At 70.2% G+C, this 14,316-nt stretch carries 12 protein-coding genes; 11 read left to right on the top strand and 1 reads right to left on the bottom strand.

Annotated elements, in window-relative coordinates; genetic code table 11:
- The first annotated feature begins 42 nt into the window (after positions 1-42).
- The 9 genes from ftsW to ACZ63F_RS11200 all read left to right on the top strand — a co-directional run bounded on the left by ftsW (position 43) and on the right by ACZ63F_RS11200 (position 8,671).
- On the top strand, positions 43-1,398 hold the full coding sequence (ftsW, locus tag ACZ63F_RS11160; RefSeq protein WP_469710166.1) for a putative lipid II flippase FtsW: 1,356 nt from the start codon (positions 43-45) through the stop codon (positions 1,396-1,398).
- A gap of 6 nt (positions 1,399-1,404) precedes the next feature.
- Positions 1,405-2,493, top strand: a complete 1,089-nt coding sequence (murG, locus tag ACZ63F_RS11165; protein WP_093504093.1) for an undecaprenyldiphospho-muramoylpentapeptide beta-N-acetylglucosaminyltransferase — start codon at positions 1,405-1,407, stop codon at positions 2,491-2,493.
- A gap of 29 nt (positions 2,494-2,522) precedes the next feature.
- The gene (locus tag ACZ63F_RS11170) at positions 2,523-3,320 is read left to right on the top strand and encodes a cell division protein FtsQ/DivIB (RefSeq protein ID WP_469710524.1); all 798 of its coding nucleotides are present in this window, start codon (positions 2,523-2,525) and stop codon (positions 3,318-3,320) included.
- Between the two features lie 278 nt (positions 3,321-3,598).
- The gene (gene ftsZ, locus ACZ63F_RS11175; protein ID WP_469710167.1) at positions 3,599-4,795 is read left to right on the top strand and encodes a cell division protein FtsZ; all 1,197 of its coding nucleotides are present in this window, start codon (positions 3,599-3,601) and stop codon (positions 4,793-4,795) included.
- A 10-nt stretch (positions 4,796-4,805) separates the two neighbouring features.
- Complete coding sequence (gene pgeF / locus ACZ63F_RS11180) at positions 4,806-5,534, top strand: peptidoglycan editing factor PgeF (RefSeq protein WP_469710168.1); 729 nt, start codon at positions 4,806-4,808, stop codon at positions 5,532-5,534.
- Between the two features lie 6 nt (positions 5,535-5,540).
- Entirely contained in the window at positions 5,541-6,260 is a 720-nt protein-coding gene (locus tag ACZ63F_RS11185; protein ID WP_469710169.1) for a YggS family pyridoxal phosphate-dependent enzyme, read from the top strand.
- 126 nt (positions 6,261-6,386) lie between these two features.
- A complete protein-coding gene (locus ACZ63F_RS11190; protein ID WP_469710170.1) occupies positions 6,387-7,028 on the top strand; it encodes a cell division protein SepF in 642 nt (213 codons plus the stop codon).
- A gap of 52 nt (positions 7,029-7,080) precedes the next feature.
- Complete coding sequence (locus tag ACZ63F_RS11195) at positions 7,081-7,365, top strand: YggT family protein (RefSeq protein ID WP_046729537.1); 285 nt, start codon at positions 7,081-7,083, stop codon at positions 7,363-7,365.
- 55 nt (positions 7,366-7,420) lie between these two features.
- Positions 7,421-8,671, top strand: coding sequence for a DivIVA domain-containing protein (locus ACZ63F_RS11200; RefSeq protein WP_469710171.1), 1,251 nt, complete (start codon positions 7,421-7,423; stop codon positions 8,669-8,671).
- A gap of 310 nt (positions 8,672-8,981) precedes the next feature.
- Here the strand turns inward: ACZ63F_RS11200 and ileS are convergent, their stop codons facing one another.
- A complete protein-coding gene (gene ileS, locus ACZ63F_RS11205) occupies positions 8,982-12,119 on the bottom strand; it encodes an isoleucine--tRNA ligase (RefSeq protein WP_469710172.1) in 3,138 nt (1,045 codons plus the stop codon).
- Positions 12,120-12,712: 593 nt separating this feature from the next.
- Here ileS and ACZ63F_RS11210 point away from each other — a divergent pair.
- Both ACZ63F_RS11210 and lspA read left to right on the top strand, forming a co-directional pair.
- Complete coding sequence (locus ACZ63F_RS11210; protein WP_469710173.1) at positions 12,713-13,561, top strand: TraR/DksA family transcriptional regulator; 849 nt, start codon at positions 12,713-12,715, stop codon at positions 13,559-13,561.
- Positions 13,562-13,628: 67 nt separating this feature from the next.
- Entirely contained in the window at positions 13,629-14,243 is a 615-nt protein-coding gene (gene lspA / locus ACZ63F_RS11215) for a signal peptidase II (protein ID WP_469710174.1), read from the top strand.
- Positions 14,244-14,316 lie beyond the last annotated feature (73 nt).

Consider the following 14,316-nt stretch of genomic DNA (forward strand, 5'->3'; position numbering starts at 1 on the left):
GGGAGGGACGCGTGGGACGGTCGACGTTCAGTGGAGGCGTTGATGTCCGGTAGCCGCACCGGCCGGCCGCCCGTACAGCGGGCGGTCCGCCGGCCCGTCGCGCCCCGCGCCTCGCGCGACAACCCGCTGCGGCGGCTCTACACGCGCGCGAACCGGGCCTGGGACCGACCGCTCACCGCGTACTACCTGATCCTCGGCGGCAGTCTGCTCATCATCGTGCTGGGCCTGGTGATGGTCTACTCGGCCTCCCAGATCACCGCGCTGCAGATGTCGCTGCCGGGCTCGTTCTTCTTCAGGAAGCAGTTCCTGGCCGCCTGCATCGGGGGAGTGCTGCTGCTCGTGGCGTCCCGCATGCCGGTGAAGCTGCACCGGGCGCTCGCCTACCCGATCCTCGCCGGAGCCGTCTTCCTGATGGCGCTGGTGCAGGTGCCGGGGATAGGGATGTCCGTCAACGGCAACCAGAACTGGATCTCCCTCGGCGGCTCCTTCCAGATCCAGCCCAGCGAGTTCGGCAAGCTCGCCCTGGTGCTGTGGGGCGCCGACCTGATGGCGCGCAAACAGGAGAAGCGGCTGCTGAACCAGTGGAAGCACATGCTGGTGCCGCTCGTTCCGGTGAGCTTCCTGCTGCTCGGGCTGATCATGCTCGGCGGCGACATGGGCACGGCGATCATCCTGACCGCGATCCTGTTCGGCGTGCTCTGGCTGGCGGGGGCGCCGACCCGGCTGTTCGCCGGTGTGCTGTCCATCGCGGGCGTGCTCGGCGTGATCCTCATCAAGACCAGCCCCAACCGCATGGCCCGGCTCGCCTGCATCGGCGCCACCGAGCCGAAGAGCGGTGTCGCCGACTGCTGGCAGGCGGTTCATGGCATCTACGCCCTGGCCTCCGGCGGACTCTTCGGATCCGGCCTCGGTGCGAGTGTGGAGAAATGGGGACAACTCCCCGAAGCCCACACCGACTTCATCTTCGCCGTCACCGGTGAGGAACTGGGCCTGGCGGGGACGCTGTCGGTACTGGCCCTCTTCGCGGCTCTAGGCTATGCGGGTATCCGCGTGGCCGGACGCACGGAGGACCCCTTCGTGAGGTACGCCGCGGGAGGCGTGACCACCTGGATCACCGCCCAGGCAGTGATCAACATCGGTGCGGTGCTCGGCCTGCTGCCGATCGCCGGCGTCCCCCTCCCGCTGTTCTCCTACGGAGGCTCCGCCCTGCTGCCGACCATGTTCGCCATCGGGCTGCTGATCGCCTTCGCGCGCGACGAGCCCGCTGCGCGGGCGGCGCTTGCGATGCGGCAACCTCGCTTTGGTAGAAAGCGGGGAGGCGGGGGCCCTCAGGGGTCTCGGAGATGGAACACGATGCGACGGCGTGCCTCGGCGGCGCGCTCGTCCGGAGAGCGGTGAATTTCGGTGCATGTCGTACTCGCTGGTGGGGGGACCGCCGGCCACATCGAGCCCGCGCTCGCCCTCGCGGACGCCCTGCGCAGGCAGGACCCCACCGTGGGGATCACGGCCCTGGGCACGGAACGCGGCCTGGAGACCACGCTCGTCCCGCAGCGCGGCTACGAGCTGGCGCTGATCCCTGCGGTGCCGCTGCCCCGCAGGCCCACCCCCGAGCTGATCACCGTCCCGGGCCGGCTGCGCGGCACCATCAAGGCCGCCGAGCAGGTCCTGGAGCGCACCAAGGCGGACTGCGTCGCCGGCTTCGGCGGCTACGTCGCCCTCCCCGCCTACCTCGCCGCCAAGCGCCTCGGCGTGCCGATCGTGATCCACGAGGCCAACGCCCGCCCCGGCCTCGCCAACAAGATCGGCTCCCGGTACGCCGCCAGGGTCGCCGTCTCCACCCCGGACAGCAAGCTGCGCGACGCCCGCTACATCGGCATCCCGCTGCGCCGCTCCATCGCCACCCTGGACCGGGCCGCCGCCCGCCCCGAGGCCCGGCACCGCTTCGGCCTCGACCCCAACCTGCCCACGCTGCTGGTCTCCGGCGGTTCCCAGGGCGCCCGCCGCCTCAACGAGGTCGTCCAGCAGGTCGCGCCCTGGCTGCAGCAGGCCGGCATCCAGATCCTGCACGCGGTCGGCCCGAAGAACGAACTGCCGCAGGTGCACCAGATGCCGGGGATGCCGCCCTATATCCCGGTAAGTTACCTGGACCGGATGGACCTCGCGTACGCCGCGGCCGACATGATGCTCTGCCGTGCGGGCGCGATGACCGTCGCCGAACTCTCCGCCGTCGGGCTCCCGGCCGCCTACGTCCCGCTGCCCATCGGCAACGGCGAACAGCGGCTGAACGCCCAGCCGGTGGTCAAGGCCGGCGGCGGTCTGCTGGTCGACGACGCCGAACTCACCCCGGAGTGGGTGCAGCAGAACGTCCTGCCGGTGCTCGCCGACCCGCACCGGCTGTACGAGATGTCGCGTGCGGCAAGCGAGTTCGGCCGCCGGGACGCCGACGACCTGCTCGTCGGCATGGTGTACGAGGCGATCGCCTCAAGCCGGTAAGACCGTATGACGAAAGGCAAGTGAGCAGCGTGGCCGGACCGACCACCACCGCGGAACGCGGTGAGCGCCAGCAGGAGTCGTCCGGCCCGCCGCTCCTCAGGCGGCTACGGAACCGCCGCTTTCGTAGGATGGTCATTCTGGTAATGGCCGTGGTGCTCCTCGGCTCCGGCTCCACCTGGCTCCTGTACGGCTCCCCGTGGCTGCGGGTGCGCCATGTCTCCGTGTCCGGTACGGCCGTTCTGACCCCCGAGGACGTCCTGGAGGCGGCCGACGTGCCGGTCGGGGCGCCGCTGGTCTCCGTCGACACCGACGGGATCGAGGCCCGGCTGCGCCGGAGACTGCCCCGCATCGACACGGTGGACGTGGTCCGTTCCTGGCCCCGCGGAATCGGGCTGAAAGTGACCGAGCGCACCCCCGTGCTGCTCATCGAAAAGGGCGGAAATTTCACCGAAGTGGACAGGAAAGGCGTCCGGTTCGCCACGGTTTCGCAGGCGCCGAAAGGCGTTCCGGAGCTGGAATTGAGTCCGGCCCGGTCGGGTTCGGCAACCGCGAGCCTGCGCCGGTTCGGCACCGACCGGCTGGTGCGGGAGGCGGTCGACGTCGCGCGCGCCATTCCGGCCGCCGTCCGGCAGGACACCCGGACCCTCAAGGTCCGTTCCTACGACGACATCTCGCTGGAGCTGAGCGGTGGCCGCGTCGTGGAGTGGGGCAGCTCCGAGAACGGCGCCGCCAAGGCGCGCACCCTCACCGCACTCCTGAAAGCCGCTTCCGGTGCCCGGCACTTCGACGTGAGTGTTCCCACCGCCCCTGCGTCAGCGGCGAGTTGACGCACATCAGCGCAGGCCAGCACCCTGGTTGGGCACTGCTACGGCTGATCACATAGGGTGAAAAGAAAAACGGGAGGTTCGGCGTGTTCGTTGAACGGGCGCCACTTGTCGACTTAGTGTCCTGTTCAGAAGACTTCAAGGAACGGACACACTGGTAACCCTAAACTTCAACGTTAGGGTTCGGGTCGGCGCTACGGACCGTCCCAATCGGCATCTGCCGTCCCGCACGGGGCACCGCACGTGGACGGCAACGTAATTCGAGGCGAGAGGCCTTCGACGTGGCAGCACCGCAGAACTACCTCGCAGTCATCAAGGTCATCGGTGTCGGCGGCGGTGGTGTCAATGCCATCAACCGGATGATCGAGGTCGGTCTCAAGGGCGTCGAGTTCATCGCCATCAACACGGACGCACAGGCGCTGTTGATGAGCGACGCCGACGTCAAGCTCGACGTCGGCCGTGAACTCACCCGCGGACTCGGGGCCGGCGCCAACCCGGCCGTCGGCCGCAAGGCCGCCGAGGACCACCGCGAGGAGATCGAGGAGGTCCTCAAGGGGGCCGACATGGTCTTCGTGACGGCCGGTGAAGGCGGCGGCACCGGCACCGGCGGCGCGCCCGTCGTGGCCAACATCGCGCGCTCGCTGGGCGCGCTCACCATCGGCGTGGTCACCCGCCCGTTCACCTTCGAGGGCCGGCGCCGGGCCAACCAGGCCGAGGACGGCATCGCCGAACTCCGCGAAGAGGTCGACACCCTCATCGTCATCCCGAACGACCGGCTGCTGTCCATCTCGGACCGCCAGGTCTCCGTGCTCGACGCCTTCAAGTCGGCCGACCAGGTCCTGCTCTCCGGTGTCCAGGGCATCACCGACCTCATCACCACCCCCGGCCTGATCAACCTCGACTTCGCCGACGTCAAGTCGGTCATGTCCGAGGCCGGCTCGGCCCTCATGGGCATCGGCTCGGCCCGCGGCGACGACCGTGCGGTGGCCGCCGCCGAGATGGCGATCTCCTCGCCGCTCCTGGAGGCCTCCATCGACGGCGCCCGGGGTGTGCTGCTCTCCATCTCCGGCGGTTCCGACCTCGGCCTGTTCGAGATCAACGAGGCCGCCCAGCTGGTCAGCGAGGCCGCCCACCCCGAGGCCAACATCATCTTCGGCGCGGTCATCGACGACGCCCTCGGCGACGAGGTCCGCGTCACCGTCATCGCGGCCGGCTTCGACGGGGGCCAGCCCCCGGCCCGCCGGGACAACGTCCTCGGCTCGTCCTCGGCCGCCGCCCGCCGCGACGAGCCCGCGCCGGCCCGGCGGGAGCCGGAGCGCCCGTCCTTCGGCTCGCTCGGCAGCGTGACCCCGAAGGAGGAGCCGGAGCCGGCGCCCGAGCCGGTGGCCGACATCCCGGTCGCCCCGCCGGTCCCGCAGTCCCGCTCCTACACGGACAGCGCGGCCGAGGAACTGGACGTACCGGACTTCCTCAAGTGATCCTTACGACGTGATAGGACAGCGCGAGACCGTGAGCGGCGCGCACTTCGCCTTCACCGACAGGTGGGGTGGGGTGAGCGCCGCTCCGTACGAGGAGCTCAACCTGGGCGGGGCGGTCGGCGACGACCCCGACGTGGTACGGACCAACCGGGAGCTCGCCGCCAGGTCGCTCGGACTGGACCCCGGCCGGGTGGTCTGGATGAACCAGGTGCACGGGAACGACGTGGCCGAGGTCGAGGGTCCGTGGACCACCCGGCTCGCCCCGGAGGTCGACGGGCTGGTGACCGCGGTCCGCGGGCTCGCCCTCGCCGTGCTGACCGCCGACTGCGTGCCGGTCCTGCTGGCCGACCCGGTGGCCGGAGTGGCCGCCGCCGCCCATGCCGGCAGGCCGGGCATGGTCAAGGGGATCGTGCCGGCCGCGATCGACGCCATGGAGTCGCTGGGCGCCGACCCGGCCCGGATCGTCGCCCGCACCGGACCCGCCGTGTGCGGCCGGTGCTACGAGGTGCCGGAGGCGATGCGCGCCGAGGTGGCCGCCGTCGAGCCGACGGCGCACGCCGAGACCAGTTGGGGCACTCCGGCGGTGGATGTGGCCGCCGGAGTGCACGCACAGCTCGCGCGCGCCGGAGTGCTCGACCGGGCGCAGTCGCCGGTGTGCACGCTGGAGTCGGGTGATCACTTCTCGTACCGGCGGGACCGCAGCACCGGGCGGCTCGCCGGCTATGTGTGGCTGGACTGATGGGGCATGACGGACCGTAAGACCGAACTCGCCGGAAACCTGGCGAAAGTGGAGGAGCGCATCGCCGCCGCCTGTGCGGCGGCCGGGCGCAAGCGGGAGGAGGTGACCCTGATCGTGGTCACCAAGACCTACCCGGCGAGCGACGTGCGGATCCTGTCGGGGCTCGGGGTGCGCCACGTCGCCGAGAACCGGGACCAGGACGCGGCTCCCAAGGCCGCTGAATGTTCGGATCTGCCCTTGGTTTGGCACTTTGTCGGTCAATTGCAGACCAATAAAGTGCGATCCGTAGTCGGTTATGCGGATGTCGTGCAGTCCGTCGACCGCGCCAGGCTCGTGGACGCGCTGTCCAAGGAGGCGGTGCGGGCCGGGCGTGAGGTCGGGTGCCTCCTCCAGGTCGCGCTCGACGCGGGCGCGAGCGGCCGAGGGGAGCGCGGCGGCGTGGCTCCGGACGGAATCGAAGAGTTGGCCGCCCTCGTCGCCCGTTCGCCGGGGCTGCGGCTCGACGGCCTCATGACCGTCGCTCCGCTCGCCGGGGAGTACGCGGGGCGCCAACGCGCGGCGTTCGGGCGGTTGATGGATTTGTCGACCGACCTGCGCCGAGCCCATCCGGCTGCGAACATGGTCTCCGCAGGGATGAGTGCGGACCTTGAGGAAGCCGTGGCCGCCGGGGCGACACATGTACGCGTCGGCACTGCGGTACTCGGAGTCCGCCCCAGGCTCGGGTAACGTCGCCAGGAAGTCGGACCACAGCAGAAAATATGGTCAATGCCGCCCAATACGGGCACAACGGCCGTGTGGATCGCGGGACTTGGCAGTCGTCACCGATCCACCACAGAGCGGAGGACTCAGAGCATGGCCGGCGCGATGCGCAAGATGGCGGTCTACCTCGGCCTCGTGGAGGACGATGGGTACGACGGCCGCGGATTCGACCCCGACGACGACTTCGAGCCCGAACTGGACCCGGAGCCCGAGCGGGATCATCGACGGCACGAGCCGTCACACCAGTCCCACGGTTCACACCAGTCCCAAAGGGACGATTCGGTACGAGTGGTACAGCCGCCGTCCCCGCGCGAGCCGGTGTCGCATTCCGCCGGGCTCCCCGCGGAATCGGGACGCCCGGCGCGCATCGCCCCCGTGGCGTCCATCACACAAGAACGCGCAAGCCTGGAGAAGAACGCACCGGTGATCATGCCCAAGGTCGTGTCGGAACGAGAGCCTTACCGGATCACCACGCTTCACCCCCGGACCTACAACGAGGCCCGTACCATCGGGGAACACTTCCGTGAGGGCACCCCGGTGATCATGAATCTGACTGAGATGGATGACACAGATGCGAAGCGACTTGTCGACTTTGCGGCCGGTTTGGTGTTTGGTCTTCACGGCAGCATCGAGCGGGTGACGCAGAAGGTGTTCCTGTTGTCTCCTGCTAACGTCGATGTCACGGCGGAGGACAAGGCCCGCATCGCAGAGGGCGGGTTCTTCAACCAGAGCTGAGACGCAAGACCGGTACGAGGCACGGAAACAGGGGAGAGGGAAAGCACGGACCATGAGCGTGTTCCTGGATGTGATCTACATCGCGCTGATGTGCTTCCTCATCGTGCTCATCTTCCGGTTGGTCATGGACTACGTGTTCCAGTTCGCCCGCTCATGGCAACCCGGCAAGGCGATGGTGGTCGTACTTGAGGCCACCTACACTGTCACCGATCCACCGCTCAAGCTTCTGCGGCGGTTCATTCCGCCGCTGCGTCTCGGGGGCGTGGCGCTCGACCTGTCCTTCTTCGTACTGATGATCATCGTCTACATCCTGATCGCGATCGTTGGTCGGCTGTGATGAGCGATGTGACCTACCGTCTTGCCGATGCCGACGACTACGTTGAGGTGAAGAGATGCCGTTGACCCCCGAGGACGTGCGGAACAAGCAGTTCACGACCGTCCGCCTCCGAGAAGGCTATGACGAGGACGAGGTCGATGCCTTCCTCGATGAGGTCGAAGCCGAACTGACGCGCCTGCTCCGCGAGAACGAGGACCTGCGCGCCAAGCTGGCCGCGGCCACGCGCGCTGCTGCCCAGAACCAGCAGAACATGCGCAAGCCTCCGGAGCAGGACCAGCAGGGCGGCATGCCTCAGGGCGGGATGCCCCAGCAGGGCGGGATGCCCCAGGGCATGCCGCAGCAGGGCATGCCGCAGGGCGGGATGCCGCAGCAGGGCATGCGAGGTCCCGGCGCTCCGGTGCCCGCCGGCATATCGGGCCCGCCGCAGCAGCAGATGGGTGGCCCCATGGGCGGTCCCCCGCAGCTGCCGAGCGGCGCCCCGCAGCTGCCGGCCGGTCCCAGTGGCCAGGGCGGCCCGCAGGGTCCCGGTCCGATGGGCCAGGGTCCGATGGGCCAGGGTCCCGGTCCGATGGGACAGGGCATGCAGGGTCCCGGCCCGATGGGTCAGGGCATGGGCCCGATGGGTGGCCAGCCCCCCATGCAGCAGCAGATGGGTGGCCCGATGGGCGGCCCCATGGGCGGTCCGATGGGCGGCCCCGGTCAGGGCCCCGGCGGCGACAGCGCCGCCCGTGTCCTCTCGCTGGCCCAGCAGACCGCCGACCAGGCGATCGCCGAGGCCCGCTCCGAGGCCAACAAGATCGTCGGCGAGGCCCGCAGCCGCGCCGAGGGTCTGGAGCGTGACGCCCGTGCCAAGGCCGACGCGCTGGAGCGGGACGCGCAGGAGAAGCACCGCGTCGCCATGGGCTCCCTGGAGTCCGCGCGCGCCACGCTGGAGCGCAAGGTCGAGGACCTGCGCGGCTTCGAGCGCGAGTACCGCACGCGTCTGAAGTCGTACCTGGAGTCGCAGCTGCGTCAGCTGGAGACCCAGGCCGACGACTCCCTGGCGCCGCCGCGCACCCCGGCCACGGCCTCCCTCCCGCCGTCCCCGGCGCCCTCCATGGCACCGGCCGGCGCGAGCGCCCCGTCCTACGGCGGCAACCCGTCGATGGGTGGCCCGTCCCCCGCTGCCCCGTCCTACGGCGGCCAGCAGCAGATGACGCCGGCGATGACCCAGCCGATGGCACCGGTACGCCCGCAGGGCCCCTCTCCGATGGGCCAGGCGCCGTCCCCGATGCGCGGCTTCCTCATCGACGAGGACGACAACTGACGGCGGGCGCGTAGCGCGCGTAGCCGTCGGCAGAGCACCACAGGGCGGGGCCCCGGATTTCCGATCCGGGGCCCCGCCCTTTTTACGCGGGTTGCGCATGCACCCAAGGGGCGCGAGGAGGCGCTGCTTGAAGGGGCACGGGGTGCTTGAAGGGGCACGGGGTGCTTGAAGGGGCACGGGGTGCTTGAAGGGGCGCGGGGTGCTTGAAGGGGCGCGGGGAACCGCGCACGGTACCCGCTCCGGCACGCACCTACGAAAAGGGGCCCGATCCCCACCGTGGAGACCGGGCCCTTCTCGAACAGGCCGGCGCTTACGCCTTGCGGAGCCGGAACGTCAGAGACAGCCCCTCGTCCACGAACGGTTCGCCGTAGCCGCCGTCGGCCTCGCCCTGCGCGAAGTCCGTCGCCAGTACCTCGTCGGCGATCAACCCGGCGTGCTCCGCCAGCGCCGCGATCACCGCCGGGTCGGTCGACACCCACCGCAGCGCGATCCGGTCGGCGACGTCCAGCCCGCTGTTCTTGCGCGCCTCCTGGATCAGCCGGATCGCGTCCCGGGCGAGGCCCGCCTGGCGCAGCTCCTCCGTGATCTCCAGGTCGAGCGCGACGGTCGCACCGGAGTCCGACGCCACCGACCAGCCCTCACGCGGCGTCTCCGTGATGATCACCTCGTCCGGCGCCAGCGTCACCGTCTCGCCCTCGACCTCGACCGACGCGGTGCCCTCGCGCAGCGCCAGCGACAGCGCGGCCGCGTCCGCCGCGGCGACCGCCTTGGCGACCTCCTGCACCCGCTTGCCGAACCGCTTGCCGAGCGCCCGGAAGTTGGCCTTCGCGGTCGTGTCGACCAGGGAGCCGCCCACCTCGGAGAGGGACGCCAGCGACGACACGTTCAGCTCGTCGGTGATCTGCCCGTGCAGCTCCGGGTCGAGCGCGTCGAAGCCGACCGCCGCCACCAGCGCGCGGGACAGCGGCTGCCGCGTCTTGACACCCGACTCCGCGCGCGTGGCCCGGCCGAGCTCCACGAGCCGTCGTACCAGGACCATCTGCTGGGACAGCTCCGGGTCGATCGCCGACAGGTCGGCCTCCGGCCACGACGCCAGGTGCACCGACTCCGGTGCGCCCGGGGTCACCGGCGCCACCAGGTCCTGCCACACGCGCTCGGTGATGAACGGGGTCAGCGGGGCCATCAGCTTGGTGACGGTCTCCACGACCTCGTGCAGCGTGCGCAGCGCGGCCTTGTCGCCCTGCCAGAACCGGCGCCGGGAACGGCGCACATACCAGTTGGACAGGTCGTCGACGAAGGCCGAGAGCAGCTTGCCGGCGCGCTGGGTGTCGTACGCCTCCAGCGCCTGCGTCACCTGGTCGGTGAGCGCGTGCAACTCGGAGAGCAGCCAGCGGTCCAGCACCGGGCGGTCCGCCGGAGCCGGGTCCGCCGCGGAGGGCGCCCAGTTCGACGTACGGGCGTACAGCGCCTGGAAGGCGACCGTGTTCCAGTAGGTCAGCAGCGTCTTGCGGACGACCTCTTGGATCGTGCCGTGCCCGACCCGGCGGGCCGCCCACGGGGAGCCGCCGGCCGCCATGAACCAGCGCACCGCGTCCGCGCCGTGCTGGTCCATCAACGGGATCGGCTGCAGGATGTTGCCCAGGTGCTTGGACATCTTGCGGCCGTCCTCGGCGAGGATGTGCCCCAGGCAGACCACGTTCTCGTACGACGACTTGTCGAAGACCAGCGTGCCGACGGCCATGAGGGTGTAGAACCACCCGCGCGTCTGGTCGATCGCCTCGGAGATGAACTGCGCCGGGTAGCGGGACTCGAACAGGTCCTTGTTCTTGTACGGGTAGCCCCACTGCGCGAACGGCATCGAACCCGAGTCGTACCAGGCGTCGATGACCTCCGGCACGCGCGTGGCCGTCTTCGCGCACTGCGGGCACGCGAAGGTGACCTCGTCGATGAACGGGCGGTGCGGGTCCAGCTCCGACTGGTCGGTGCCGGTCAGCTCGGTCAGCTCCGCGCGGGAGCCGACCACGGTGAGGTGGTCGTCCTCGCAGCGCCAGATCGGCAGCGGAGTGCCCCAGTAGCGGTTCCGGGACAGCGCCCAGTCGATGTTGTTGTTCAGCCAGTCCCCGTACCGGCCGTGCTTGACCGTCTCGGGGAACCAGTTCGTCCCCTCGTTCTCCGCGAGCAGACGGTCCTTGATCGCCGTCGTGCGGATGTACCAGGACGGCTGCGCGTAATAGAGCAGCGCGGTGTGGCAACGCCAGCAGTGCGGGTAGCTGTGTTCGTACGGCAGGTGCTTGAAGAGGAGGCCGCGCTGCTTGAGGTCCTCGGTGAGCCGTTCGTCGGCCTTCTTGAAGAAGACGCCACCGACCAGCGGCACGTTCTCCTCGAAGGTGCCGTCCGGGCGGACCGGGTTCACCACCGGCAGGCCGTAGGCGCGGCAGACCCTGAGGTCGTCCTCGCCGAAGGCGGGGGACTGGTGGACCAGGCCCGTACCGTCCTCGGTCGTGACGTACTCCGCGTTCACGACGTAATGCGCCGGTTCCGGGAACTCCACGAGCTCGAACGGACGTTGATAGGTCCAGCGCTCCATCTCGGCGCCGGTGAAGGACTGGCCCGTGGTCTCCCAGCCCTCGCCGAGCGCCTTGGCGACGAGCGGCTCGGCGACGACGACCTTCTCCTCGCCGTCGGTCGCGACGACGTAGGTGACCTCGGGGTGCGCGGCGACCGCCGTGTTGGACACCAGGGTCCACGGGGTGGTCGTCCACACCAGGAGCGCGGCCTGGCCGGCGAGCGGACCGGAGGTGAGCGGGAAACGGACGTACACGGAGGGGTCGACGACCGTCTCGTAGCCCTGCGCCAGCTCGTGGTCGGACAGGCCGGTGCCGCAGCGCGGACACCAGGGGGCGACGCGGTGGTCCTGGACCAGCAGACCCTTGTCGAAGATCGTCTTCAGCGACCACCAGACCGACTCGATGTACTCGGGGTCCATCGTGCGGTAGGCGTCGTCCAGGTCGGTCCAGTACCCCATGCGGGTCGTGAGCGCCTCGAAGGCGTCGGTGTGGCGGGTCACCGACTCGCGGCACTTGGCGTTGAACGCGGCGATGCCGTACTTCTCGATGTCCGGCTTGCCGCTGAAGCCCAGCTCCTTCTCGACCGCGAGCTCCACGGGCAGGCCGTGACAGTCCCAGCCGGCCTTGCGGGCCACGTGGTAGCCGCGCATGGTGCGGAAGCGGGGGAAGACGTCCTTGAAGACGCGCGCCTCGATGTGGTGGGCGCCGGGCATGCCGTTGGCGGTGGGCGGGCCCTCGTAGAACACCCACTCGGGGCGGCCCTCGGACTGCTCCAGGGTCTTGGCGAAGATCTTCTGCTCGCGCCAGAAGTCGAGCACGGCGTGCTCGAGGGCGGGCAGGTCGACCTGTGCGGGCACCTGGCGGTACGTCGGCGCTGTCATCTGCGAGCTTCCTCCAACGGACTTGCTGCCTTCCGTCGGAGGGACGAGAGCCTTGTCCTGCCTACGCCGTGTGCGGCGCGCTCCCGCGGTACCACCCTCCTTGGCCCGCCGGACGCCGTGCGCGCCGGTGAGCCCCCTCATTGGGGTCGCGAAGCCGGTTCTACCGACCCTTGCAGGGCTTTCTTCCGGCGGCTCCGGGGTGATCTTCACGTCGCGCTCGCCCCCGGGCTTCCACCGTCCCCGGGTCGCTCTGGGCTGCGTACGCCGCTACTCGTCCCCATCCACGCTTCTCGCTCCGCCCAGTGTACGGCGCCGCACGGACAGCGGCGGACCCGTTTTCCGGACGCCGCCGGGGTGCGACGGCCCGCCCGCCGAGATGACCCGAATGGCGCGGTACGCGTGTTCGCATCCTGGGATGTCCGGCTCGGCGGATTACCGCGCGGGGAGCTGGGCACAACGGATGCATACCTGCTGCGTGGGGGGTGCGGGGCAGGCGGATCGGGCGGCGTGCCCCGTTGCCGCGGGACTCGAGTCGATTTATCGTCCCAGCACGATTCGCGTGCAAAATCACAATATGTGAAGGGGCTGCGGCCATGGTGGCGAAGAAGACCGCCGTACAGCAGCCGGCGTCCGGCCGGTCCAGGGGCGCGGCCGCTTCCGGCGGCGACACCGAAAAGGGCCGCGGAAGGCAGGGCACGCGCGCGACAGCGGCGGCTCCTTCCAGGAAAGCGCCGGGTGAAAAGGCTTCCGCCGGGAAAGAGGCCGAGAAGAAGGCACCCGTGAGGAAGACGGCCGCGAAGAAGGCCGTCGCGAAGAAGGCCGACGGGGCGAAGTCGGCGAAGGCGGAGAAGAGCGCGTCCAAGGCCGCGGCGACGAAGACCGCGGCGGCGAAGAGCACGGCCAAGAAGAGCACGGCCAAGAAAGCGGGCGCGGCGCGGGCCGCGAAGCAGACGGGAGCCACGACGGTGGTTGCGAAGAAGACTCCTGGCACGGCCACGGCGGCGGACACCGCCGTCCCCAAGGCACGGATCGCCACGGCGGCTCCGGGCGAACTCGCGGTGCGTCCCGGCGAGGACCCGTGGACGCCCGAGGAGGTCGAGGAGGCGCGCACCGAGCTGACGGACGAGGCGATGCGGCTGCGCGCCGAGCTCGACGCGTCGGAGAGCGCCCTGGCCGGGCTGATGCGGGACTCCGGGGACGGCGCGGGTGACGACCAGGCCGACACCGGCACCAAGAACATCACCCGCGAGCACGAACTGGCGCTGGCCGCCAACGCACGCGAGATGCTCGAACAGACCGAGCGAGCCCTGCAGAAGCTCGACGCGGGCACCTACGGCCTCTGCGAGAACTGCGGGAACCCCATCGGCAAGGCCCGGATGCAGGCCTTCCCGAGGGCCACCCTGTGCGTGGAGTGCAAGCAGAAGCAGGAACGCCGCTACTGAGCATCGGGGTCTCCTGGGGCGTGCCGTAGTCTCGTCCCGAGGCAGGCACCTAGGTTGAGGGACTCACGTGGCAGAGGCGGAACGCATCATCGGTACGCCGGGCACCCCGGACGACGGCGGCGAGCGGACGGTGGCGCCCGGCGCGTCCGACGCGTCCGGTGCGGATCAGCAGTCCACCGCGGACCCGCGGCCCGGCCGCGGGCGCCGGATCGCCGTGCTGTTCGCGGTGGCCGCCTTCGCGTACGCCCTCGACCTGGTCAGCAAGATGATCGTGGTCGCGAAGCTGGAGCACCACGCCCCGATCGAGGTCATCGGCGACTGGCTGGAGTTCCACGCGATCCGCAACCCGGGCGCGGCGTTCGGATTCGGCGGCGCCTTCACGATCATCTTCACGCTGATCGCGGCGGCCGTGATCGTCGTGATCTTCCGGCTGGCGCGCAAGCTGTACAGCTTTCCCTGGGCGGTCGCGCTCGGGCTGCTGCTCGGCGGCGCGCTCGGCAACCTCACCGACCGGATCTTCCGCTCGCCGGGGATCTTCGAGGGCCAGGTGGTCGACTTCATCGCGCCCAAGCACTTCGCGGTGTTCAATCTGGCCGACTCGGCCATCGTCTGCGGCGGCATCCTGATCGTGCTGCTCTCCTTCCGCGGCCTGGACCCCGACGGGACCGTCCACAAGGACTGACCGGGGGCGACGGGGGCGGCACGGGCGGCAGGGGCCCGCAGCGGTCCGCAGGGGCTTGCGTACGGGGCCGTCG

This window comes from Streptomyces sp. NPDC104761, from assembly GCF_055583445.1.